This window comes from Vibrio sp. J2-4 (assembly GCF_021728155.1).
Taxonomy (GTDB): domain Bacteria; phylum Pseudomonadota; class Gammaproteobacteria; order Enterobacterales; family Vibrionaceae; genus Vibrio; species Vibrio diabolicus.
In genome coordinates, this window is the sequence record NZ_JAKKCN010000011.1 from 14,351 (window position 1) to 36,899 (window position 22,549).

Genomic DNA, 22,549 nt, shown 5'->3' on the forward strand with positions numbered 1-22,549 from the left:
AATGCGATGACGCAAACCAATCAAGCTCCTTTAGTCATTAAGCTAGGCGGTGCTGCTCTATCTTGCACTCAAACCTTAAGCCAACTGTTTGGTGCCATTGCGGTTTACCAAAAATCGGCACAGCGACAAATCGCCATCGTTCATGGCGGTGGCTACCTAGTTGATGAGTTGATGGCAAAGCTTCAGCTTGAAACCGTAAAGAAAAACGGTTTACGCGTAACGCCTTACGATCAAATTCCTGTGATTGCAGGCGCGCTTGCAGGCACTGCTAATAAGTTACTTCAAGGTCAAGCGATTGCGGACGGTCTTAACGCTGTGGGTCTTAGCCTTGCGGATGGTGGTTTGTGTCTTGTTGAAGAACTTGACCCAGAACTCGGCGCGGTAGGCAAAGCATCACCGGGTGACTCAGCACTATTACAAGCGGTGCTAAACACAGGTGCACTGCCGATCATCAGTTCAATTGGTTTAACCAAAGATGGCCAGATGATGAATGTGAATGCTGATCAAGCAGCAGTCGCGGTTGCGGGCGCATTAGATGCGGAGTTGGTCCTGTTATCAGACGTGAGTGGTGTACTCGATGGCAAAGGGCATTTGATCAAAACCCTGTCAGAGCAGCAAGCTAACTCGTTGATCGATGGACATGTGATCACCGATGGCATGATCGTCAAAGTGAAAGCCGCTTTGGAGGCCGCCAATGATCTTGGCCGTCCAATTGAAGTCGCGACCTGGCGTTACCCAGAAAAATTAGTACAGCTATTCGCTGGTGAAAGTATTGGAACGCAATTTTTGCCTCAATAAGCATCAGCAAAAGAATTCAATATTAGGAAGTAGTAGTTGGCACTGACCGCCGAGCGCAGCGCCAGTTAAGTTTGGAGAAGAAAGATGAGCAAAGTGAACGTAAATAAAGTGGTAGTCGCATACTCAGGCGGTCTAGATACCTCAGTAATTATCCCGTGGCTAAAAGAGAACTACGATTGTGAAGTCGTTGCTTTCGTTGCCGATGTTGGTCAAGGCGCAGAAGAGCTAGAAGGTATTGAAGAGAAAGCAAAAGCTTCAGGTGCTTCTGAGTGTTACATCGCTGATCTGAAAGAAGAGATGGTGGCGGATTACATTTACCCAACGCTAAAAACCGGCGCGTACTACGAAGGTAAGTACCTGCTGGGTACATCAATGGCGCGTCCAATTATTGCTAAAGCACAGGTTGAAGTCGCACGTAAAGTGGGCGCGGACGCATTGTGTCACGGCTGTACAGGTAAAGGTAATGACCAAGTTCGTTTCGAAGGTGCATTCGCAGCACTAGCACCAGATCTACAAGTGATTGCCCCTTGGCGTGAATGGGACCTAGTGAGCCGTGAAGAATGTTTAGATTACCTAGCTGAGCGTAACATTCCTTGTTCAGCGTCTCTTACTAAGATCTACTCACGTGATGCAAATGCATGGCATATTTCCACTGAAGGTGGCGTCCTAGAAGATACGTGGAACGCACCAAACGAAGATTGCTGGGTATGGACTGTAGACCCAGAGCAAGCACCAAACGAAGCGGAATACGTCACGCTGAAAGTAGAAAAAGGTGAGGTGGTCGAAGTTGATGGCGAAGCGATGACACCATACAACGCGTTGGTTTATCTAAACGAAAAAGGTGCGAAGCACGGTGTTGGTCGTATCGATATCGTTGAAAACCGTCTAGTAGGAATGAAATCTCGTGGCTGCTACGAAACACCGGGAGGCACCATCATGATGGAAGCGCTGCGTGCCGTTGAACAGCTCGTGCTAGACAAATCATCATTCGAATTCCGTGAAGAGCTGGGGCTAAAAGCGTCTCACCTTGTGTACGATGGTCGTTGGTTTACGCCGCTATGTAAGTCGATCCTTGCCGCTTCAGAAGAGCTAGCGCAAGACGTGAATGGTGAAGTGGTTGTTAAGCTTTACAAAGGCCAAGCCACGGTAACGCAAAAACGTTCTGACAACAGCTTGTACTCAGAAGAGTTCGCAACTTTTGGTGAAGATGAGGTTTACGACCAAAGCCATGCGGGTGGTTTCATCCGTCTTTACTCGCTATCAAGCCGTATCCGTGCGTTGAACAGCCAGAAGAAATAATCTCTCCACATCTCGGATTGAGTAAAGACCTGCTATTGGATAGCAGGTCTTTTTTGTTGGCTTACGTCTATGAGCACAAAGATGCAAATACATTCCTTTTGAATATATATGTAAAAATATTGAATTTATACTTTATTTTTTGTCGAAATTGCCGTAACGTTGACCCATAAGAAAAAGTGAGCAAATGACCATCAAATTGGTTACTACTCATTCGAGAACGTTAGAGTAAGCAATAGTCATCAGGAGAAACGCAATGGCATTATGGGGCGGAAGATTTACCCAAGCGGCAGACACTAGATTTAAAGAGTTTAACGATTCGTTGCGTTTTGACTACCGATTGGCTGAGCAAGACATCGTAGGTTCAATCGCATGGTCTAAAGCTCTGCTTTCTGTAGATGTTCTATCGGCAGAAGAACAGCAAAAGCTGGAACTTGCTTTAAACGAGCTGAAGTTAGAAGTGATGGAAGATCCTCATCAAATTCTTCGCTCAGATGCAGAAGATATCCACTCTTGGGTTGAACAGCAGCTGATTAGTAAAGTGGGAGATTTAGGCAAAAAACTCCACACTGGGCGTTCTCGTAATGACCAAGTAGCGACAGACCTAAAACTTTGGTGTCGTCAGCAAGGCCAGCAACTGTTGATTGCTTTAGATCGTCTGCAAGCACAAATGGTTCATGTTGCTAAGCAGCACCAAGGCACAGTATTGCCTGGCTATACTCATCTTCAGCGCGCTCAACCTGTCACCTTTGCTCACTGGTGTTTGGCTTATGTTGAAATGTTCGAGCGTGACTACTCTCGTCTGAATGATGCCTTACAGCGCCTCGACACTTGTCCACTTGGTTCGGGTGCTTTAGCTGGCACGGCTTATCCGATTGATCGTGAACAATTAGCTCATAACCTTGGTTTCCACCGCGCTACGCGTAATTCACTCGATTCGGTTTCGGATCGTGATCATGTGATGGAACTGATGTCGGTGGCCTCGATTTCTATGTTGCACCTTTCTCGTCTTGCAGAAGATATGATCTTCTACAACTCAGGGGAGTCTAACTTTATTGAGTTAGCGGATACGGTGACGTCTGGTTCGTCATTGATGCCACAGAAGAAAAATCCGGATGCACTTGAGTTGATCCGTGGTAAGACAGGGCGTGTCTATGGCGCATTATCGAGCATGATGATGACAGTGAAAGCCCTACCATTGGCGTACAACAAAGACATGCAAGAAGATAAAGAAGGGTTGTTTGATGCGTTAGACACATGGAATGATTGCATGGAAATGGCAGCGCTGTGTTTTGATGGCATTAAAGTGAATGGTGAGCGTACGCTTGAAGCTGCGAAGCAAGGGTATGCGAACGCGACTGAGTTAGCTGATTACTTAGTGGCGAAAGGCATCCCATTCCGTGAGGCGCACCATATTGTGGGCGTAGCGGTGGTAGGGGCAATTGATAAAGGCTGTGCGCTGGAAGAATTGTCTCTGCAAGAGCTAAAAACCTTCTCTGAGGTGATTGAAGATGATGTGTATGACATTCTGACAATAGAGTCTTGTTTGGAAAAACGTTGTGCGCTGGGTGGCGTTTCGCCTCACCAAGTCGCTTATGCGGTAGAGCAAGCGGATAAACGTCTGAGCCAGCGTGACAGCTCGGCAGTGAAAGTGCGTCCTGCACGTTTGACGGACATTGAAACACTAGAGGGCATGGTGGCTTATTGGGCGAACCTCGGTGAGAATCTACCCCGCTCTCGTAATGAGCTCGTGAGAGATATTGGCTCCTTCGCGGTGGCAGAGCATCATGGTGAAGTGACAGGTTGCGCTTCTCTATATGTGTATGACTCAGGGTTGGCTGAAATACGCTCTCTTGGTATCGAAGCGGGCTGGCAAGGTCAAGGACAGGGCAGTGCAATCGTAAATCACTTGGTTGAGAAAGCACGTCAAATGGCGATAAAGAAGGTCTTTGTCCTCACTCGAACGCCGGAGTTCTTTATGAAGCAGAGCTTCTTACCAACATCGAAGTCGCTGTTGCCAGAAAAAGTCTTGAAAGATTGCGATCAGTGTCCACGTCAGCACGCGTGTGATGAAGTGGCGCTAGAGATCAATTTAATGGAGCAAGTGATCCAAAAATCGCATGTGGCATGAGCTGAAATTTCGGAGTGATTTTATTAGCATTCAATGACATAGTTATTTTCTGATTCACTTACATCAGTATTTGCTAAAAAAATCGAAAAAATTTGGAACCTTTGAGAGGAAGCTCGGTCTATTAAAGTACCACTGCTTTTTCTTAGAAGAATCTAAGAGAGCCCCAGAACTGATGTTGGTTTTGGGGCTTTTTTCTATCTGCCACTTTACTCTTTTTTATCCGTCTCTTTTCGTCCTCGCCGACGTTGCCACGGCAAGATGACAAAACGCATCCATAAGTGCAAAAACAATAAAATATTGAAAGCGAAACCAGCAAAGATCAAAGCGATCGACTCGATGCTTTGTGGATCATCTTTGAACGCAAACCACCACACAATCCAGCACAGTACCGAAAGCACCGTTAACTGATCCAAGCATCGTTGGCAACGCCCAAGCTTTTTCCAAAACCAATGTTCCTCGCAGCGGCGACAAGTCATAGTGTTTTCCAAGGCATCAGTGTTGCTTCAGATTATATACCCAACACAAAGAGAGAAAGCGTTTTTTGTCGCAGCTTAGAGCGCAGGAACACAACCAAAAATGGAAAGTTAGCTTTGTAGAGCTTATGTGGCACGTGATTGATGTATGGTTCGCTGTCAGTCTTTAATAGGAAAAATAATCATGTCGACAGAATTGAAATTTGCACTGAGTATCGCTGGTGGTTTTTTTACGATCGGTGTAGTCGCGAGCATCATGGTAAGTCGTTACGCAATGATGTCAGTGTAGTACTTATGTAATCGCCTCAAAGTAGTCAACAGAAAGCCCCGTTAATCACGAGGCTTTCTGTTTTGCTTGGTATGTAAAGACTGGCTCGATTGAGCATGAAATCGTTAGCAACCAGGCCCACAGTCAAGGCAATGTTTCACCATTTCTGGCCCTAAGTGTAGTTTTGCATTCAAATCACGTAGAGCGGTGCGGACACCCTCTTCGATCACTGGATGATAGAAGGGCATATCTAGCATCTCAGAAATCGTCATTCTATTTTGGTGTGCCCAAGCCAAAAGATGCGCGAGGTGTTCTGCGTTCGGCCCCATCATCTCTGCACCTAAAAAGCGTCCAGTACCTTGCTCGCCATAGACATGTAACATCCCTTTGTTTCGTAGCATGACACGCGAACGTCCTTGATTCTCAAACGAGACTTCACCAGTAACAAAACAACCACAGCTTCCTAAGCGAGTTTCCAGTTGTTTGAAAGTTTCACCGACCATAGCTATTTGCGGATCGGAGAATACAGCTGAAATTGGCGAACGACGCAGACCTGCACGAATATCCGGGAAGCGACCTGCATTATCACCAGCAATGCGACCTTGGTCAGCGGCTTCGTGCAGCAGTGGAACTTGGTTACTTGCATCACCCGCAATAAAAATACTCTCTACGGAGGTTTGCAATGTGTAGTGATCTGCGGTTGGTACACCGCGTTCATCTAATGCTACATTGGTGTTCTCGATCGCTAGCTTATCTACGTTAGGACGTCGTCCAGTGGCTGCTAAAACGTAATCAACAATAAAGGTTTCTAATTCACCGTCGTGGTTAATGAATTGGATTTCAACTTTGTCTGCGCCTGCTGTATTCGATGATGGTATGCGCTTCATGCTTTCTACTTTTACATCGGCATCAAGATAGAACTCTTCTTTAAAAGTTTTATCTGCGTAAGCCATCACCTCTGGATCTGTCAGTGGACCAACTTGACCACCAAGACCAAAGAGCTTCACTTTCACCCCTAGGCGGTGCAATGCTTGACCGAGTTCAAGGCCGATCACTCCAGGGCCAAATACCGCAACGGACTCAGGCAAATCATCCCAATCAAAGACATCATCATTCATTACGAGACGGTCACCCAACTCATTCCAAGCTGCTGGATAAGCAGGACGAGAGCCCGTCGCGATCACAATCCGTTTTGCGGTGACCTGAGTATGATCATCTATGATGAGAGTGTGGTCATCGGCAAACTTCGCGTAGCCCGATAGTTTGTCTTCAGCGGGAATATCATCGACACTTTCAAGCACAAAGCCAACAAAACGATCGCGTTCGCGCTTTACACGATCCATAACTTCTTGTCCGTTAATGCGTATTTCACCTTGCGGATGGATCCCAAATCCAGGCGCTTTTTCGATTTGGTGGACACTTTCTGCGGCCGCAATCAACAGCTTAGAGGGCATGCAACCGACGCGAGCACAGGTTGTTCCGTAAGGGCCGCCTTCAATCATTACTACGCTATTAGTATGAGCTTTTGCTGCTCGATAAGCGCCAAGACCAGCAGTACCACCACCAATAATCGCTACGTCGACATTAACTTGTTTCATCGTGAACTCTCGCTTTTTGTTTTTAAGCCAAGCTAGCTACATTGAGCTTGGAGAGTGAATTGGGTCGTTGAATCTGTATAAGGAGTCACCTTATCGGTAGACGACTACTTATCTAGACTAGTAGAAGAAGTGAGTTAGGGTTGGCCTCCGAGCCAAAGGCACCGGAGACCGAGGGTGTAGGCTATGGACAGCTTAGCCTAGATACGCTTCTAGCTCTTCGCTACCGCCGATGTGCTTGCCACCGATAAAGACTTGTGGAACAGTCGTGCGACCAGATATAGCTCGTAGACTAACTGTCGTTGCGTCTTTACCCAGAATCACTTCTTCATATTGAAGACCGTGGTCAATCAGGTTTTGTTTCGCTTTCATACAGAAAGGGCAGCCTGGTTTAGTGAACACCGTGATGGATTCTTGCGTTTTGTAGTCAGGCGCTATGTAATTCAGCATCGTATCTGCGTCTGACACCTTGAATGGGTCGCCAGGTTCGTTTGGCTCAATGAACATTTTTTCTACTACGCCATCTTTTACTAGCATGCTGTAACGCCATGAGCGTTTACCAAAGCCGATGTCGTTTTTATCCACTAACATGCCCATGCCATCGGTGAACTCACCATTACCGTCAGGAATGAAGGTGATGTTTTCTGCTTCTTGGTCTTGTTTCCATGCATTCATCACGAACGTATCATTGACTGAGACACAAATAATCTCATCCACTCCGTGCTCTTTAAATACAGGGAACAATTCGTTGTAACGAGGTAGATGGCTTGATGAACAGGTTGGAGTAAATGCACCCGGTAAGCTAAATACGATAACGGTCTTACCTTTAAATAGCTCATCAGTCGTTACATTCATCCAAGAGTCACCTTGACGAACTGGAAAAGTAACTTGAGGGACTTGTTGACCTTCTTTAGATACAAACATAATGATTTCCTTTAACTATTTTAAATTATGCGTATAGAGCTTAGCGTTTTTCTTTGCTCTGTTTCGTTCTGTTGAGCCCATTATTGTAAAAATCCTTTGATAGCTCTAATCGTTTGGTGTTATGGTTTTGATAGGTATTAGCTATTGTTAAAAGAAGCGAATTGTGAGTTATGAATATTCGAGATTTTGAGTACTTAGTTGCACTTGCGGAACATAAGCACTTTCGCAAAGCGGCAGAAGCATGTTTTGTTAGCCAACCAACATTGAGTGGACAAATTCGTAAGCTAGAGGATGAACTCGGTACCACGCTTTTAGAGCGAAGCAGCCGTCGCGTTTTGTTTACCGATTCAGGGTTGCAGTTGGTGGAGCAAGCTAAGCGTATCTTAAGTGAAGTGAAAACTTTTAAAGATATGGCGAGTGGTCAGAGCGGAGCAATGACTGGGCCGATGCATATCGGTTTCATCCCGACGGTAGGTCCGTATCTACTACCCAAAATTCTGCCGCAGATAAAAGAAGCATTTCCTGAACTGGAGCTTTTCCTGCACGAAGCTCAAACACATCAGTTGGTGCGTCAATTAGAAGAAGGTAAATTGGACTGCTTGGTCTTGGCTTCGGTTGATGAAACGGCACCTTTTAAAGAAATCGAAGTGTATAACGAGCCGTTAAGCGTAGCGGTGCCATGTGATCATGAGTGGGCTTCTCTCGACCATGTTGATATGTTGGAGCTGAATGGTAAAACCGTTTTAGCGCTAGGAGACGGTCACTGTCTTCGTGATCAAGCGTTAGGTTTCTGTTTTGCTGCCGGAGCGAAAGACGATGAACGCTTTAAGGCCACCAGTTTGGAGACACTGCGCAATATGGTCGCTGCTGGTGCTGGGATTACGTTATTGCCTCAGCTTTCTATCCCCAATGAGAAGCAAAAAGATGGCGTGTGCTATGTACCAGCCGTTAACCCTACGCCTTCGCGCAATATAGTCCTTGTATATCGCCCGGGTTCACCACTGCGTGCAAGGTTTGAAGCTTTGGCGGCGAAGATTAAAGAAGTATTGGCTTCTTATCCTTCATTGAACGCCGCGGCGTAAAAGCCGACATAAAAAAGGGAGAGCGAATGCTCTCCCTTTTGCTTTAGTGATTTAGAACAGCTCTTCTGCGCCAGAGCCGGAAGAATAAATACTGTCTTCCAAACGGTCTCCAGCGTATTCGGTAGGCTCAGTGCCTTTTTCAAAGTATTCGAACATCGATGTGCTGTCTACTTTGTGCGTTAGCATGCCAGTGTTGCGATCAATACGAACACGAATGATGTTATCTGGAATATTTTTACCTTGCTCAGGTGTTTCTTCTAGTGCAACGCGCATAAAGTCAATCCAAGCGGGTTCTGCGGTTTTCGCACCCGATTCAGCACCAGAAATTTGGCCTTTGCCTAGGTTGCTATTAACCGTTGTGCGACCAAGGGCGCGTGAGTGATCATCAAAACCAACCCAAGCAATGGCAACAACACCAGGACCATAGCCGTTGTACCAAGCATCTTTGGAGTCATTCGTTGTACCCGTTTTACCACCGATATCACGACGCCCCAGTTTTTGTGCACGCCAGCCAGTACCGTTCCACCCCGTACCTTCACGCCAGTTACCACCACCCCAAATGTTGCTGTACATCATCTCACGCATCAAGAATGCGTTTTGCTCAGAGATAACTTGTGGAGCATATTGAGGTTCATCATTTTCCAGTGCGTTGTCTGTTGCCAAACCATCAATCGCGACGTCTTGTTCGCCAAACTCATCGGCATAGCGATTGTCTGGCTCGTCGCTCATTTGTGGGCAATCCTTATGACAAACGCTCTTTGGATTCGCTTTAAACAGCACTTCACCGAATGCATCTTCCACGCGTTCTACGTAGAACGGTTCGACGTAATAACCTCCGTTCGCAAATACTGAGTAGCCTTGTGCCACTTTCATTGGTGTTAAGCTACCAGCACCGAGCGCGATGGTCTCTGAACGTGGTACTTGGTTAATATCAAAACCAAAACGAGTAAGGTACTGACGAGTCTCATCAAGGCCTACTTCACGCAGCGTACGCACTGCCATCACGTTCTTTGACTGAGCTAAGCCGAGGCGAAGGCGAGTTGGACCGCCATAGGTTGGTGGTGAGTTTTTAGGTCGCCAAGCCGAACCAGAACCTGCGTCCCATTTGTTAATCGGCGCATCGTTGATCAGAGTGGCTAGGGTAAGTCCCTTGTCAATTGCTGCTGAGTAGATAAATGGTTTGATACTTGAGCCAACCTGACGCACTGACATAGTGGCACGGTTAAACTTACTATGAACAAAGTTAAAACCACCCACTAACGATAATATCGCACCATTTTCCGGGTTCATCGCGACAAACGCGGTGTTCGCTGTTGGCACTTGGCTCAGTTTCCAGCTTTGTGTCGTGTTGTCATCTTCATTGGTTTCGCTCACTTCGCGAACCCAAACTTGTTGACCCGTCGCTAGAACATCATGCGCTGATTTTGGCGTTGAGCCTTGGCGGTTTTCGGTGATGTATTTTCGTGCCCAATGCATTCCAGTCCAAGGAATGGTCTGCTCTTCATGGTTTTTAACCCAAACTTGTGCAGTTTTATCATCGACTTTTGTCACGACTGCAGGGTAAAGGTCACCATAAGTTGGTTGCTTCTTAAGGTGCTTTTCTATTTGCTCGCTGTTCCAAGCGGTTTCACCTTCTTTCCAAAGCACTTTCTCCGCACCGCGGTAGCCGTGACGTTCATCGTATGACAGCAGATTATTTACCACGGATGTATTCGCGGCATCTTGCAGTTTAGAGTCCACAGTCATGTAGATATTCAAGCCAGAGGTGTAAGCTTCTTCTTCACCGTACTCTTTTACGGCCCATGCACGAGCTAGTTCTGCCACATAAGGAGCGGAAAGTTCAATTTCAGCACTGTGGTAACGTGCCACGATAGGTTCGTTGCGTGCTTCGTCATACTGTTCTTGCGTGATGTATTTTTCATCAAGCATTCGCATTAACACGACGTTACGGCGTTTTGTCGCACGCTCAAGAGAGTAAATTGGGTTCATCGTTGATGGCGCTTTTGGCATCCCTGCGAGTGTCGCAAGTTCGCTTAACGTCAATTCATCAAGGCTCTTACCAAAGTAAACTTGAGCGGCCGCACCAAAACCATATGAGCGGTAACCAAGGAAGATTTTATTGACATAAAGTTCCATGATTTCTTGCTTACTCAGAAGCTGCTCAATGTGGATAGCAATGAAAATCTCTTTAATCTTACGCATGATCTTCTTCTCATTAGATAAGAAGAAGTTACGCGCTAGCTGTTGCGTAATGGTACTTGCGCCCTGCTTAGCGGAACCTGAAATCGCAACTACAACGGCTGCACGAGTGATGCCGATAGGATCGATACCTGGGTGTTCGTAAAAACGGCTATCTTCGGTTGCGATCAGCGCATGAATTAAGTCTTGAGGAATTTCATCATAAGTAACAGGAATACGACGCTTTTCACCGAACTGTGCGATCAGCTTCCCGTCTTGACTAAACACCTGCATAGGTGTTTGTAATTCAACGTCTTTTAGAGTTGCAACATCTGGCAATTCAGGCTTCACGTACTGATAGAAGCCAAATATTGTGGTGACTCCAAGAATTATGCAAATCAATGTTAAAAATAATAAACGCTTTATGAACTTCACCGGAGAATCCCTGATTGGTTGAGGCTGTGTAACGGCAAACCCTTGTACTCTTAGGTCAAAAATTTAGCACATAGAGATATTAACTCTTATTTGGGTGCTAATAACAACCTTTGCACGAAGAAATTTCGGAGCGAGAGTAAGAGATGGATAAGCTAATCGTTACCGGCATCGATATAGGCCATAACAGCCTCAAAGCCGTAGTACTTAAACCCACAGGCAACAATTACGCTCTGTTGGGTTACAAAGAAATATTACTAAAGGAAGGTATTGTCGCTGAAAATAACACTATAAATCATCAAGAAATTGTAAAGACCCTAAAGCTGATTAAAAAAGAACTGCCTTTTGGTGCTAAAAAGGTCGCAATTTCAGTGCCTGATAATTCGGTGATCAGTAAAAAATTGCAAATAGAACAAAACCTTGAAGATAGCGAAGTTGAGTTTGCTGTGATTCAGGCATTTTCTCATCAATCGCCATTCCCTGTCGAAGAGCTGAGTTTAGACTTCGTCCGTCTTCGTGCAGAAGATGGGTTGCGTGGGACTGATAACTATCAAGTGTTTGCGACAAGAAAAGATGTGGTCGATAGTCGCGTGGATGCATTACAAAAATCCGGACTAAAACCCGTTTTAGTGGACGTGCATTCACAAAGTCTTGGTCATATCTGGAAGCTCACCGCCGATCGCTTTCCTGACAAAAATAAGTACTGCTTACTCGATATTGGCACCTCATCGAGCTCCTTTACCATGTTTACCGAACAAGGTGAGCTGTTTCACAAAGAGTTTGCTTGCGGCACACGCGGAGCAAACAGCCCTGTTCAAGATGATTTGATGTCCGATGATGCTCAGGAGAAAACAGAGCTGTTTAATCGCCAAATCGTGGAACGGGTGAAACGTCAGATGCAGCTCTACACCTCAATTAATGGCTCGCAAAATATCAAAGGTATCTGGTTATCAGGGGAAGGAGCTTCGACACCAATGCTCGCGGAAGAGTTATCTCAGCAACTGTCACTAGAGTGTGAATTGCTAAACCCGCTAGGGCTATTTGAGATGAAGGTGCCCAAACGTAAACGTCGTGCCGCGGATTGGCAGCATTTCTCTACAGCCGCAGGACTCGCGATTCGTGGCATTCATTGGCTAGGAGGTGCGCGTGCTTTATCGCATTAATTTACTTCCTTGGCGAGAGAACCAAAGAGAAGAGCACCGACGTCGTTTCATTAGCTTGGTCGCGTTAGGCATGTTGGTCGCCATTGGTATTCAATGGGGTATTGGAAAGTTTTTTGAGTACCAACAAGATCAGCAGCAGGAGCGGCTTGATTACCTTACTCACTACATTGCTGAGCTCGACCAGCGTATTGAAGCAATGAAAATCGCCGAGCAAGAGCACAGCAAAATCCTCGAACGTTTAAAAGTGGTTGAAGGGTTACAAAACGGTAGAAACAAAACGACCGAGTTTATGAACTTGATGCCAGCCGTCATTCCTGAAGGTGTATATGTCGACAAGATCAAAATGAATGATCTGGAAATTGAGATCTCGGGGATCTCTGATAGCACTCCAAAGCTTGCCACGATGCTGGACAACATGGAGCGTTCGGCCAAGTTGAATGACGTAGAAATGCACTCCATCGTTCACGGAAAAGCGCGTTTTGGAAAAGAGTTCCAAACGTTCAAAGTGTCTTTCATGTTCAAAGTGCCGGAGAAGAAAGTGGAGGCCCAGCATGGTTGATTGGCAGGATCTCGAAATAGATGAAATGGCAGAGTGGCCATTGTTGCCTCAGCTTGTGGTTATCGCGCTGCTGATTTTCCTAATTCAAGGTTTTGGCTATTGGTTTTACCTTAAGCCAAAAGAAGAGCAATTGAATAACTTGGTCCAGCAGGAGCAGACGCTCAAGGTGGCATTGAAGATCAAAGCGAACAAAGTAGCAGCATTGCCTCAGCTTCAATCTCAATTGGATGAACTCACCACGCGTTACGAATTATTGCTACAACAACTGCCCGCGCAAAAAGAGTTGGCTACGATGCTCGCTTCGGTGAATGAACTCGGTATCGACAATAAGTTGACCTTTACCCGTATCGACTGGGGTGAAAAGCAATCAGAGCATTTCCTCTATCGTCTTCCTTTAAACATTGAGTTAACGGGAGATTTTCATGACATCGGCCATTTTTCTCAGGCGATAGCAACGCTACCTCGAATCATCACGTTTAAAGATGTGACTTGGCAGCGTGTCAGCCAAGAAAGTGAAACTCTGCACTTTAGGGTACGAGCCAATACCTATCAGTTTAAGCCAGAGGAGACGAACAATGACAAGTAAGCATTTGTTACTGGTACTGATGGGGTCTCTGCTACTTGGATGTCAGGCGAATGATGAGTCATTAACGGATTTTATTCGAGGGGTGGAGAGTCAGGCGCGTCGAGATGTCGAGAAACTTAAGCCTGCAGATAAGTATGTTGCCGTCACGTACGCACCTGAAGTACAGCGTGCGCCCTTTGAGTTGCCAAAAGAAGCCACCATCGCCACTCAGCCCGTTGCAAGAAAAGATTGCTGGCAACCGCCTTCAAGAAGGCGCACTGGCAAATTAGAAAAATTCCCATTAAGCCAATTACGTTTGAAAGGAGTTATGGGCATGGGTAATACGGTTTCTGGTCTCGTTCAGGCACCCAATGGAACCGTTTATAAAGTGAAGCCGGGGCAATACCTCGGACGCAACAATGGCAAAGTGACCCACGTCAGCCATTCCTATTTGTTAGTTAATGAAACGTTGCCCGACGGCTTAGGGTGTTGGCAGAAGCGTAAAGTTAAGTTGGCTTTGAGATAGCCCCATTTATTTTTGATATTGAGTAATGAAAATGAGACAAGGATTAACACGTACACCAAGGATACTAACAGGGCTCTTCTCCTTATGGTTGTTTGTATTTTTAGCCCCTTTAGTGGCAGCAGAAGAAGTATCGTCTAATGCCTTAAAGAGTATCGACTTTCGCACTAATAAAGATAAAGACGCCGTTATAGTCGTTGAACTGGCGTCACCTGCCGCGATTGTCGATGTCAAACGCGTACAGGAAGGGTTAAGTATCGATTTGCTTAATACTTCGGTAAAAGACGAGCAACTGTATCTCCTAGACGTAAAAGATTTCTCGACTGTGGTTGAAAGCGTAGAGGTGTTTCGCGATACCTCAACTACGCGCTTGGTTGCGCACATCAATGAAGAATATACGCATGATTACCGTTTAACGGGGCGATTCTTGGAAATCAAAGTGGCTAAGATCAAACCCAATGAGAAAGCTCCGGATAAAAGCATTCTAGAAAAAGAAGGCAAGCTCATTTCGATTAACTTCCAAGATATTCCTGTACGTAACGTGTTACAGCTGATTGCCGACTACAACCAGTTCAACTTGGTTGTTTCAGACTCCGTAGAAGGTAACCTCACACTTCGTCTTGATGGTGTTCCGTGGCAGCAAGTGCTGGATATTATTTTGCAAGTTAAGGGGTTAGATAAGCGTGTTGATGGCAACGTGATTCTGGTTGCTCCAACAGATGAGCTTGATCTGCGCGAAAAACAGCAACTCGAAAAGCAGCAGCTAGAACAAACGATGGGAGAGCTTTCGTCTGAAATCATCAAGGTAAACTTCGCTAAAGCATCAGATATTGCAGAGATGATCAACGGAGAAGGGAACATCAGTATGTTGTCTGAGCGAGGCAGTATGACCATTGATGAGCGGACTAACTCGTTATTGATTCGTGAGCTACCTGAAAACATTGAAGTGATTCGAGAAATTATTGAATCTTTGGATATCCCGGTGAAGCAGGTTCAAATTGAAGCGCGTATTGTGACCATCAATGAAGGCAACATGGACGAGTTGGGAATTCGCTGGGGCTTTACCTCTATTAATGGCAATAACACGGTTGGTGGTTCTATCGAAAACAACCTTGCCACGATCGGTTTATATAACGGTGGTGGTGAAGGAGAAGACGGTGGTGACGGTGATGGAGTAGGTATCGATGACTTCCTAAACGTAAACTTAGCTGCAACCAGTCCAAACGCGACCAGCATTGCTTTTCAGGTTGCAAAATTAGGCTCAGACACCTTGTTAGACCTCGAGCTTTCTGCGCTGCAACAAGAGTCCAAAGCTGAGATTATCTCAAGCCCACGTTTGATCACTACTAATAAGAAGCCTGCCTATATTGAGCAAGGTACCGAGATACCTTATCTAGAGTCCTCATCAAGTGGTGCCACGACGGTAACGTTCAAAAAAGCAGTATTGAGTTTGAAGGTGACGCCACAAATTACACCGGATAACCGTCTTGTGTTGGACTTAAGCGTTACGCAAGATAGACCTGGACAAGTCGTGAAAACAGGCACTGGTGAAGCCGTTGCGATTGATACTCAGCGTATCGGGACGCAAGTGTTAGTAAATAACGGTGAAACCGTCGTTCTTGGTGGTATTTTCCAGCACAGCATTACTAACTCTGTGGACAAAGTGCCTTTGTTAGGCGATCTGCCACTATTAGGTGCGCTTTTCCGTCGAAGTTATGAAAATGTTGGCAAAAGTGAGCTGTTAATTTTCGTCACCCCTAAGGTGGTGATTCAGTAGTTCTACCTCGTGAAAAACTGATTAAATCAAAAATAAAGTTGCAATAGTGGCACCATGCTTGGATAATTTCGGGTCTTATCACGAATTATCTGTGAGGAACTGGTGCCACAAGCCTTGTAGAACAGCGATTTAGCTGTGTTTTCTTGTGGCGATCTTATTGAATCAATGTTGTAAATTACTGCTAAACATGGCTGAGAAACGTAATATTTTCCTTGTTGGCCCAATGGGCGCCGGCAAAAGTACAATTGGTAGACATCTAGCACAGCAACTGCATATGGAGTTTGTTGACTCCGATACAGTGATCGAAGAACGCACTGGTGCAGACATCTCTTGGGTTTTTGATGTAGAAGGTGAAGAAGGCTTCCGCAAGCGTGAAGAAGCGGTACTTGAAGACCTAACACAAGAGCAAGGCATCGTGCTTGCGACTGGCGGTGGCTCTGTTAAGAGCAAAGAAAACCGTAATCGTCTTTCGGCACGTGGTGTTGTTGTTTACTTAGAAACGACGATTGAAAAGCAACTTGCGCGCACAAACCGTGACAAGAAGCGTCCTCTACTTCAAACGGACAACCCTCGCGAAGTATTGGAGCAATTAGCTGAAGAACGTAATCCTCTGTATGAAGAAGTAGCGGATTACACTGTTCGCACTGACGATCAGAGTGCAAAAGTGGTAGCCAACCAGATCGTAAAAATGCTAGAAGAGAGATAAGTTTTTATCTTTTTTTTAATTGGAGCAAACCGATGGAACGGATTACGGTCAACCTAGCTGAGCGTAGCTACCCAATCTCTATTGGCGCCGGGTTATTTGAGGACCCGGCGTACCTCTCTCAAGTTCTCTCAAACAAAAATGCAAAACAAAAAGTTGTTGTGATCAGTAATGTCACAGTGGCGCCTTTGTATGCTGACAAAATTTTAAAGCAACTCGAGCAGCTCGGTTGTAGTGCATCCTTGTTAGAATTGCCTGACGGCGAACAGTACAAAAACTTGGATGTGTTTAACCAAGTGATGAACTTCCTCCTCGAGGGGAATTACGCTCGTGATGTTGTGATCATCGCGTTAGGTGGTGGCGTTATTGGCGACCTTGTGGGTTTTGCTTCTGCCTGTTACCAGCGTGGGGTCGACTTTATTCAAATACCAACGACATTACTATCTCAAGTGGATTCTTCGGTGGGTGGAAAAACCGCGGTTAACCATCCGTTGGGTAAGAACATGATAGGTGCGTTTTACCAACCTAAAGCCGTGATCATCGATACCAACTGTTTATCGACGTTGCCTGAGCGTGAATTCGCAGCAGGTATCGCAGAAGTCATTAAGTACGGCATCATTTACGATGCAGACTTTTTTGTATGGTTGGAAGAAAACCTTGAACGCTTGTACGCGTTGGATGAAGAAGCGCTAACTTATGCCATTGCACGTTGCTGTGAAATAAAAGCGGAAGTGGTGGCTCTGGATGAGAAAGAATCGGGCATCCGCGCTCTGCTCAACTTAGGTCACACCTTTGGTCATGCGATTGAAGCTGAGCTTGGCTACGGCAATTGGCTGCATGGTGAAGCGGTTTCTGCTGGCACGGTTATGGCGGCCAAAACTTCGCATCTGCGCGGTCTTATCTCAGCAGAGCAATTTGAGCGTATTGTTGCGATTTTGCGTCGTGCCAAACTGCCTGCTCATACTCCAGAAAGTATGAGCTTCGATGACTTCCTCAAACATATGATGCGAGATAAAAAAGTCCTCTCTGGTCAATTACGATTGGTTTTGCCTACAGGCATTGGCAGTGCCGAGGTCATTGCTGATACGACACAAGACGTACTCAAACAGGCGATAGACTTCGGTCGCGATATTTAACCTTGTAATGGCGCCTTTGGGCGTCATTCTTGTAGTGTATTAAGGTTATTAGATGAGTGTTGCTCACGTTCTGGAACTAGATTCTCAAATCGAGTTGCTTGATAGGTTGGGATTGCTGACTAATTTTGGTTCCAATTTCATTGCGATTAATGGTCATGATGGTTATGGAAAATCTTGGTTAGCGCAGCGATACCTTGAAGTGGGTGCCAGTAACAAGAATCAATGTTTGTTACTTTGTCATTCTAATCAAGATGATGTGCAGCGCCGCATCCTTATTTTGAGTCAACTGGTTTCGGACGCATTGTTTAATCAGCAAGAACCTTTACTTGATAGCCTCGAAAGACTATTGGGTGATGAGCCTTGTGATATCGCGATTGTGGTTGATGATGCGCATTTATTAAGTGAGACGCTCGTTTCTGAGCTTTGGATGCTGGTTTTAGAGGCGCATCATAAGCCGAATTGGACCATCAATGTCTTATTATTTACGCAGTCTGGGCGCTTAGAAGGATTGCTGTCACGTCTCAGTTACGGACAAGAGATAAAGCCTGTTGAGCTTGATATTGATATGTTGTCCGAAGTGGAAGCCCGTCGTTTCTTTGAATCACTTGTTGCGCGCTATGTTGATGATGAGGCGGAGAAGCGGGTTCGAGATGCATTTAAAAAAGTTGACCCAGTACCGGGTGACATCATGGCGTTAGGAGAGATGAAAGTGGAAAAAAGGATCATTATCCGCTCGATTGTCGGTTCACCGCTGAATATTGCGTTAGTGGTATTAGCATTACTGTTGCTTGCTGCTGGTGGCTATTGGTGGATGTATAATCAACCAAGCCCTCATGATAAAGCGCAGCAAATTGCTGGTAGTTTAGAGCAAACGGCTATTCCAACTTTTGAAGAGTCAGGAATCAGTGCTGCGCAGTCTTCACTACAATCTGTGACTGATGACACTAGCAGTGGCCTTGATGGCTCTGGCGCGATTGATGATTCTGATTCATTACCGCCAGCAGTAACGGAAGAAGTGGCGAGCGTTGGCAGTGATGACAATCAACAGAGAGTGGTGATTGAGTCGAATGTGGTCGATGCATTGCTTGAAGGTAAAGCTGATTCAGCAGACACAAAAGCGATTGATGATGTCGTGGGCGTTGAGAAGCAAGACGCCACTGATGAAACCAGCTCACCCTTAATAAAAGTCGTAAAACCAAATCAAGGTATGACGCAAACTTCTGCTCAGCCAGAAGAAGACGGTGCGAAGCAGTCTGTGGTTAAGTTTTCATTTGCTCGCGAAGAATTAAAAGCACTATCACCAAGAGCCTATACACTGCAGCTTGCTGCTATGACGTCAATGGACGATGTACAAGCCTTCCTCGATGAGCATCAGCTGAATAATCAAGTACGAATTTATCCTACCGTTCGCAATGACACCGAGTGGTATATCATCACATACCAAGATTATCCGACAATTCAAATGGCTCGCGATGCCGTTGCAAGCTTGCCTGATTCGGTTAAGTCGGTGAGTCCTTGGGCAAAATCACTCCGTCAGGTTCATCGCGAAATTGATCGCGTGAAATAAACCTGAGCTTCGCTGAAAAATATGTTACATTCCGCAGCCTTAATTTTTGGTCGATAGATAGAGCAGTAGATGAAAAAGCAACGAGCCTTTCTTAAATGGGCAGGAGGAAAATACGGACTGGTTGAAGACATCCAACGTCATTTACCGCCGGCTCGAAAGCTAGTTGAACCTTTTGTTGGCGCGGGCTCAGTTTTTCTGAATACCGACTATGACCATTACCTACTGGCAGATATCAATCCAGATCTGATCAATCTGTACAACCTACTGAAAGAACGCCCTGAAGAGTACATCTCTGAAGCGAAGCGTTGGTTTGTTGCCGAGAATAACCGTAAAGAAGCCTACTTACACATTCGCGCTGAGTTTAATAAAACCGATGACGTGATGTACCGCTCTTTAGCGTTTTTGTACATGAACCGCTTTGGTTTTAATGGTCTATGCCGTTACAACAAAAAAGGCGGTTTTAACGTTCCGTTCGGTTCATATAAAAAGCCTTACTTCCCAGAGGCGGAATTGGAGTTTTTTGCCGAAAAAGCCAAGAAAGCCACGTTCGTTTGTGAAGGTTATCCAGAAACTTTTCGCCGAGCACGTAAGGGGAGTGTGGTGTATTGCGATCCTCCTTATGCACCGCTTTCAAACACGGCAAATTTCACCTCATACGCAGGTAATGGTTTCACGTTGGATGACCAGGCTGCATTAGCCGACATTGCTGAAAGAACGGCGACTGAGCGTGGTATTCCGGTTCTGATTTCTAACCACGACACTACGTTGACGCGTCGGTTGTATCACGGTGCAGATCTCAATGTAGTAAAAGTAAAGCGCACCATTAGCCGCAATGGCAGTGGTCGTAATAAAGTCGATGAGCTTCTTGCGCTTTTTCATGCCCCTGAGATGGATAAACCAAACTCTTAGTTCTCACACTATTAAATCTAAATAGTGGATCTCCCCACTGGCTTCGGTAGAATTGCGCGCAGATTGTTTGCTCATTACTACTGAGGTCAGGTATGAAAGATTTTCTTATTGCTCCATCCATTTTATCGGCAGATTTTGCTCGTCTCGGTGAAGATGTCGAGAAAGTACTCGCAGCGGGTGCGGATGTGGTGCATTTCGACGTTATGGATAACCACTATGTACCAAACCTGACTTTTGGTGCACCTGTGTGTAAAGCACTACGCGATTACGGCATCACAGCACCAATCGATGTTCACCTAATGGTGAAACCGGTTGACCGCATTATTCCTGATTTCGCAAAAGCGGGTGCGTCGATGATTACATTCCATGTGGAAGCTTCTGATCATGTAGACCGTACACTGCAGTTAATTAAAGAGCACGGCTGTCAGGCTGGTGTGGTACTAAACCCAGCAACGCCACTTGCGAGCCTTGAGTTCATCATGGACAAAGTCGACATGATTCTACTGATGTCGGTTAATCCTGGCTTTGGTGGTCAATCATTCATTCCTCACACACTAGATAAACTGCGTGCAGTTCGTAAGATGATCGATGAGTCTGGTCGCGATATCCGTTTAGAAATTGATGGCGGTGTGAAGGTTGACAACATTCGTGAAATCGCAGAAGCGGGCGCAGACATGTTTGTTGCAGGCTCGGCGATTTTCGGTCAGCCAGATTACAAACAAGTGATCGACCAAATGCGCACGGAACTGGCTGAAGTAAAATAAGTCCCGATATACGCGCGATAATGCCCTGATTTTAAAGGCTGTCACTTTATTGGCAGCCTTTGTTATTTCTAGCGTTGGATGAAATAAAATATCCCCTGCGTTGAGCAAATAATCACTTGCCTATTTTGCGCCCTTTCTGTACTATTCGTGCTCCTTAAACTCAGTCAATTATCTTTAGTTCCTTGCTTCCTCTGGACGACTGAGCCATTTGTGGAAGCTGAATAATCCGTAAGGAGCAACCAATGCGTCATTACGAAATCGTATTCATGGTGCACCCAGATCAAAGCGAGCAAGTTGCTGGCATGATCGAGCGTTACACTGGTTCAATCACTGAAGCTGGCGGTAAAATCCACCGTCTAGAAGACTGGGGCCGTCGTCAACTGGCTTACCCAATCAACAAGCTTCACAAAGCTCACTACGTTCTTATGAACGTTGAAGCTGACCAAGCTGTAATTGATGAGCTAGAAACTGCTTTCCGTTTCAACGATGCAGTTCTACGTAACATGATCATGCGTACTAAAGCAGCGATCACTGAGCAATCTATCATGCTTAAGCAAAAAGAAGAGCGTGCTCCACGTCGTGAAGAGCGTTCTGAAGCTAAGCCTGAAGCTAAGTCAGAAGCTGCTGAGTAAGTTTTATGGCCAATCGAATGGAGCTGAGCGGCACCATTGCCAAACCGCCCATTCGTAGTAAAAGCCCAGGTGGCATTGAACACTGTCGGTTTTGGCTGGAGCATCGCTCTACTATTATCGAAGCTGACTTACCTCGACAAGTTTATTGTCGTATGCCGGTAGTCGTCAGCGGGCTTGGGTCACAAGCACTAACTCAGAATTTAGTTCAAGGCAGTAACATTAAGGTAAGTGGTTTTGTCACTTATCAAACCGGCCGAAATGGCGTGGGGAAATTAGTGTTACACGCCGACAACATTACTCAAATTTAAGATCAGGAGATAGCCCATGGCTCGTTTCTTCCGTCGTCGTAAATTCTGCCGTTTCACTGCAGAAGGCGTACAAGAGATTGATTACAAAGACGTAGCAACTCTTAAAAACTACATCACTGAAGCTGGTAAAATCGTACCTAGCCGTATCACTGGTACAAGCGCTAAGTACCAGCGTCAACTAGCACGTGCTATCAAGCGTTCACGCTACCTAGCTCTACTACCGTACACTGACAAGCATCAGTAATCGGTTCATTTTATTAAGAAAGAGGATTAAGCAATGCAAGTTATTCTACTTGATAAAATTGGTAACCTAGGTGGTCTTGGCGATACTGCAAACGTTAAATCTGGCTACGCTCGTAACTTCCTTATCCCACAAGGTAAAGCAGTTATGGCAACTAAAGCTAACGTTGAAATGTTTGAAGCTCGTCGTGCTGAACTAGAAGCTAAAGTTGCTGAGCAACTAGCTGCTGCAGAAGCTCGCGCAGAGAAAGTTAACGCTCTAGAAGCTGTAGTTATCGCTTCTAAAGCTGGTGACGAAGGCAAACTATTCGGTTCTATCGGTACTCGTGACATCGCTGACGCTATCACAGCTGCAGGCGTTGAAGTTGCTAAGAGCGAAGTTCGCCTTCCTGAAGGTGCTCTACGTACAACTGGTGAGTTCGAGATCAGCGTTCAACTTCACTCTGAAGTTTTCGCAACTGTGAACCTACAAGTTGTAGCTGCTGAGTAATTCAGTATCAAGACGAAATACTAAAAAGCACCTCTT

The 22,549-nt window shown here is 45.7% G+C and carries 22 protein-coding genes; 18 read left to right on the top strand and 4 right to left on the bottom strand.

The window, feature by feature from the left end:
- Positions 1–6 precede the first annotated feature (6 nt).
- From argB to argH, 3 genes are all read left to right on the top strand, one after another.
- Entirely contained in the window at positions 7–798 is a 792-nt protein-coding gene (gene argB, locus L3V32_RS23410) for an acetylglutamate kinase (RefSeq protein ID WP_237285357.1), read from the top strand.
- 84 nt (positions 799–882) lie between these two features.
- Positions 883–2,097, top strand: coding sequence for an argininosuccinate synthase (locus L3V32_RS23415; protein WP_065645889.1), 1,215 nt, complete (start codon positions 883–885; stop codon positions 2,095–2,097).
- Between the two features lie 253 nt (positions 2,098–2,350).
- On the top strand, positions 2,351–4,225 hold the full coding sequence (argH, locus tag L3V32_RS23420) for an argininosuccinate lyase (RefSeq protein WP_006742774.1): 1,875 nt from the start codon (positions 2,351–2,353) through the stop codon (positions 4,223–4,225).
- A gap of 206 nt (positions 4,226–4,431) precedes the next feature.
- Here the strand turns inward: argH and L3V32_RS23425 are convergent, their stop codons facing one another.
- From L3V32_RS23425 to L3V32_RS23435, 3 genes are all read right to left on the bottom strand, one after another.
- A complete protein-coding gene (locus tag L3V32_RS23425) occupies positions 4,432–4,701 on the bottom strand; it encodes a DUF3624 domain-containing protein (RefSeq protein ID WP_012841349.1) in 270 nt (89 codons plus the stop codon).
- A 390-nt stretch (positions 4,702–5,091) separates the two neighbouring features.
- Positions 5,092–6,564, bottom strand: a complete 1,473-nt coding sequence (locus L3V32_RS23430; RefSeq protein WP_237285360.1) for a dihydrolipoyl dehydrogenase — start codon at positions 6,562–6,564, stop codon at positions 5,092–5,094.
- A gap of 192 nt (positions 6,565–6,756) precedes the next feature.
- Entirely contained in the window at positions 6,757–7,485 is a 729-nt protein-coding gene (locus tag L3V32_RS23435) for a redoxin family protein (RefSeq protein WP_005395721.1), read from the bottom strand.
- A gap of 170 nt (positions 7,486–7,655) precedes the next feature.
- On the opposite strand from L3V32_RS23435, the gene oxyR reads away from it, so the two are divergent.
- Complete coding sequence (oxyR, locus tag L3V32_RS23440; protein ID WP_005395720.1) at positions 7,656–8,567, top strand: DNA-binding transcriptional regulator OxyR; 912 nt, start codon at positions 7,656–7,658, stop codon at positions 8,565–8,567.
- A gap of 51 nt (positions 8,568–8,618) precedes the next feature.
- Here the strand turns inward: oxyR and L3V32_RS23445 are convergent, their stop codons facing one another.
- Positions 8,619–11,180, bottom strand: coding sequence for a penicillin-binding protein 1A (locus L3V32_RS23445; protein WP_074191325.1), 2,562 nt, complete (start codon positions 11,178–11,180; stop codon positions 8,619–8,621).
- A gap of 143 nt (positions 11,181–11,323) precedes the next feature.
- On the opposite strand from L3V32_RS23445, the gene pilM reads away from it, so the two are divergent.
- The 14 genes from pilM to rplI all read left to right on the top strand — a co-directional run bounded on the left by pilM (position 11,324) and on the right by rplI (position 22,513).
- On the top strand, positions 11,324–12,340 hold the full coding sequence (gene pilM / locus L3V32_RS23450) for a type IV pilus biogenesis protein PilM (protein WP_237285362.1): 1,017 nt from the start codon (positions 11,324–11,326) through the stop codon (positions 12,338–12,340).
- Entirely contained in the window at positions 12,324–12,899 is a 576-nt protein-coding gene (locus L3V32_RS23455) for a PilN domain-containing protein (protein WP_046874634.1), read from the top strand. The genes pilM and L3V32_RS23455 overlap by 17 nt, the downstream gene beginning before the upstream one ends.
- A complete protein-coding gene (locus L3V32_RS23460) occupies positions 12,892–13,485 on the top strand; it encodes a type 4a pilus biogenesis protein PilO (protein ID WP_012841351.1) in 594 nt (197 codons plus the stop codon). Before L3V32_RS23455 ends, L3V32_RS23460 begins: the two co-directional genes overlap by 8 nt.
- A complete protein-coding gene (locus L3V32_RS23465; protein WP_012841352.1) occupies positions 13,475–13,990 on the top strand; it encodes a pilus assembly protein PilP in 516 nt (171 codons plus the stop codon). The genes L3V32_RS23460 and L3V32_RS23465 overlap by 11 nt, the downstream gene beginning before the upstream one ends.
- 25 nt (positions 13,991–14,015) lie before the next feature.
- Positions 14,016–15,764, top strand: coding sequence for a type IV pilus secretin PilQ (locus L3V32_RS23470; RefSeq protein ID WP_006742777.1), 1,749 nt, complete (start codon positions 14,016–14,018; stop codon positions 15,762–15,764).
- 187 nt (positions 15,765–15,951) lie between these two features.
- Positions 15,952–16,470: a shikimate kinase AroK gene (gene aroK, locus L3V32_RS23475; protein ID WP_005381319.1), complete on the top strand. Its 519-nt coding sequence runs from the start codon at positions 15,952–15,954 to the stop codon at positions 16,468–16,470.
- Positions 16,471–16,502: 32 nt separating this feature from the next.
- On the top strand, positions 16,503–17,603 hold the full coding sequence (aroB, locus tag L3V32_RS23480) for a 3-dehydroquinate synthase (protein ID WP_237285364.1): 1,101 nt from the start codon (positions 16,503–16,505) through the stop codon (positions 17,601–17,603).
- A 52-nt stretch (positions 17,604–17,655) separates the two neighbouring features.
- Positions 17,656–19,170, top strand: a complete 1,515-nt coding sequence (locus L3V32_RS23485) for an SPOR domain-containing protein (RefSeq protein WP_237285366.1) — start codon at positions 17,656–17,658, stop codon at positions 19,168–19,170.
- Between the two features lie 69 nt (positions 19,171–19,239).
- Complete coding sequence (locus L3V32_RS23490) at positions 19,240–20,079, top strand: Dam family site-specific DNA-(adenine-N6)-methyltransferase (protein WP_237285369.1); 840 nt, start codon at positions 19,240–19,242, stop codon at positions 20,077–20,079.
- A gap of 92 nt (positions 20,080–20,171) precedes the next feature.
- Positions 20,172–20,843 carry a ribulose-phosphate 3-epimerase gene (gene rpe / locus L3V32_RS23495; protein WP_005395709.1) on the top strand — a complete coding sequence of 224 codons (672 nt, stop codon included), beginning with the start codon at positions 20,172–20,174 and terminating at the stop codon, positions 20,841–20,843.
- A gap of 242 nt (positions 20,844–21,085) precedes the next feature.
- Complete coding sequence (gene rpsF, locus L3V32_RS23500) at positions 21,086–21,475, top strand: 30S ribosomal protein S6 (RefSeq protein ID WP_005381299.1); 390 nt, start codon at positions 21,086–21,088, stop codon at positions 21,473–21,475.
- 5 nt (positions 21,476–21,480) lie between these two features.
- Complete coding sequence (priB, locus tag L3V32_RS23505; RefSeq protein WP_005381298.1) at positions 21,481–21,783, top strand: primosomal replication protein N; 303 nt, start codon at positions 21,481–21,483, stop codon at positions 21,781–21,783.
- A 16-nt stretch (positions 21,784–21,799) separates the two neighbouring features.
- Positions 21,800–22,027, top strand: coding sequence for a 30S ribosomal protein S18 (rpsR, locus tag L3V32_RS23510; protein WP_000090472.1), 228 nt, complete (start codon positions 21,800–21,802; stop codon positions 22,025–22,027).
- 33 nt (positions 22,028–22,060) lie between these two features.
- Entirely contained in the window at positions 22,061–22,513 is a 453-nt protein-coding gene (gene rplI / locus L3V32_RS23515) for a 50S ribosomal protein L9 (RefSeq protein WP_005381278.1), read from the top strand.
- The last annotated feature ends 36 nt before the right edge of the window (positions 22,514–22,549 follow it).

Excerpts from the sequence above, each read along its gene's own strand:
- rplI (WP_005381278.1), top strand. The coding sequence starts at position 22,061 with ATGCAAGTTATTCTACTTGATAAAATTGGTAACCTAGGTGGTCTTGGC.
- pilM (WP_237285362.1), top strand. The coding sequence starts at position 11,324 with ATGGATAAGCTAATCGTTACCGGCATCGATATAGGCCATAACAGCCTC.
- L3V32_RS23425 (WP_012841349.1), bottom strand. The coding sequence starts at position 4,701 with ATGACTTGTCGCCGCTGCGAGGAACATTGGTTTTGGAAAAAGCTTGGG.
- argH (WP_006742774.1), top strand. The coding sequence starts at position 2,351 with ATGGCATTATGGGGCGGAAGATTTACCCAAGCGGCAGACACTAGATTT.
- argB (WP_237285357.1), top strand. The coding sequence starts at position 7 with ATGACGCAAACCAATCAAGCTCCTTTAGTCATTAAGCTAGGCGGTGCT.
- priB (WP_005381298.1), top strand. The coding sequence starts at position 21,481 with ATGGCCAATCGAATGGAGCTGAGCGGCACCATTGCCAAACCGCCCATT.
- aroB (WP_237285364.1), top strand. The coding sequence starts at position 16,503 with ATGGAACGGATTACGGTCAACCTAGCTGAGCGTAGCTACCCAATCTCT.
- L3V32_RS23430 (WP_237285360.1), bottom strand. The coding sequence starts at position 6,564 with ATGAAACAAGTTAATGTCGACGTAGCGATTATTGGTGGTGGTACTGCT.
- oxyR (WP_005395720.1), top strand. The coding sequence starts at position 7,656 with ATGAATATTCGAGATTTTGAGTACTTAGTTGCACTTGCGGAACATAAG.
- L3V32_RS23485 (WP_237285366.1), top strand. The coding sequence starts at position 17,656 with ATGAGTGTTGCTCACGTTCTGGAACTAGATTCTCAAATCGAGTTGCTT.
- L3V32_RS23460 (WP_012841351.1), top strand. The coding sequence starts at position 12,892 with ATGGTTGATTGGCAGGATCTCGAAATAGATGAAATGGCAGAGTGGCCA.
- L3V32_RS23470 (WP_006742777.1), top strand. The coding sequence starts at position 14,016 with ATGAAAATGAGACAAGGATTAACACGTACACCAAGGATACTAACAGGG.
- rpe (WP_005395709.1), top strand. The coding sequence starts at position 20,172 with ATGAAAGATTTTCTTATTGCTCCATCCATTTTATCGGCAGATTTTGCT.
- aroK (WP_005381319.1), top strand. The coding sequence starts at position 15,952 with ATGGCTGAGAAACGTAATATTTTCCTTGTTGGCCCAATGGGCGCCGGC.
- L3V32_RS23465 (WP_012841352.1), top strand. The coding sequence starts at position 13,475 with ATGACAAGTAAGCATTTGTTACTGGTACTGATGGGGTCTCTGCTACTT.
- L3V32_RS23415 (WP_065645889.1), top strand. The coding sequence starts at position 883 with ATGAGCAAAGTGAACGTAAATAAAGTGGTAGTCGCATACTCAGGCGGT.
- rpsF (WP_005381299.1), top strand. The coding sequence starts at position 21,086 with ATGCGTCATTACGAAATCGTATTCATGGTGCACCCAGATCAAAGCGAG.
- rpsR (WP_000090472.1), top strand. The coding sequence starts at position 21,800 with ATGGCTCGTTTCTTCCGTCGTCGTAAATTCTGCCGTTTCACTGCAGAA.
- L3V32_RS23490 (WP_237285369.1), top strand. The coding sequence starts at position 19,240 with ATGAAAAAGCAACGAGCCTTTCTTAAATGGGCAGGAGGAAAATACGGA.
- L3V32_RS23435 (WP_005395721.1), bottom strand. The coding sequence starts at position 7,485 with ATGTTTGTATCTAAAGAAGGTCAACAAGTCCCTCAAGTTACTTTTCCA.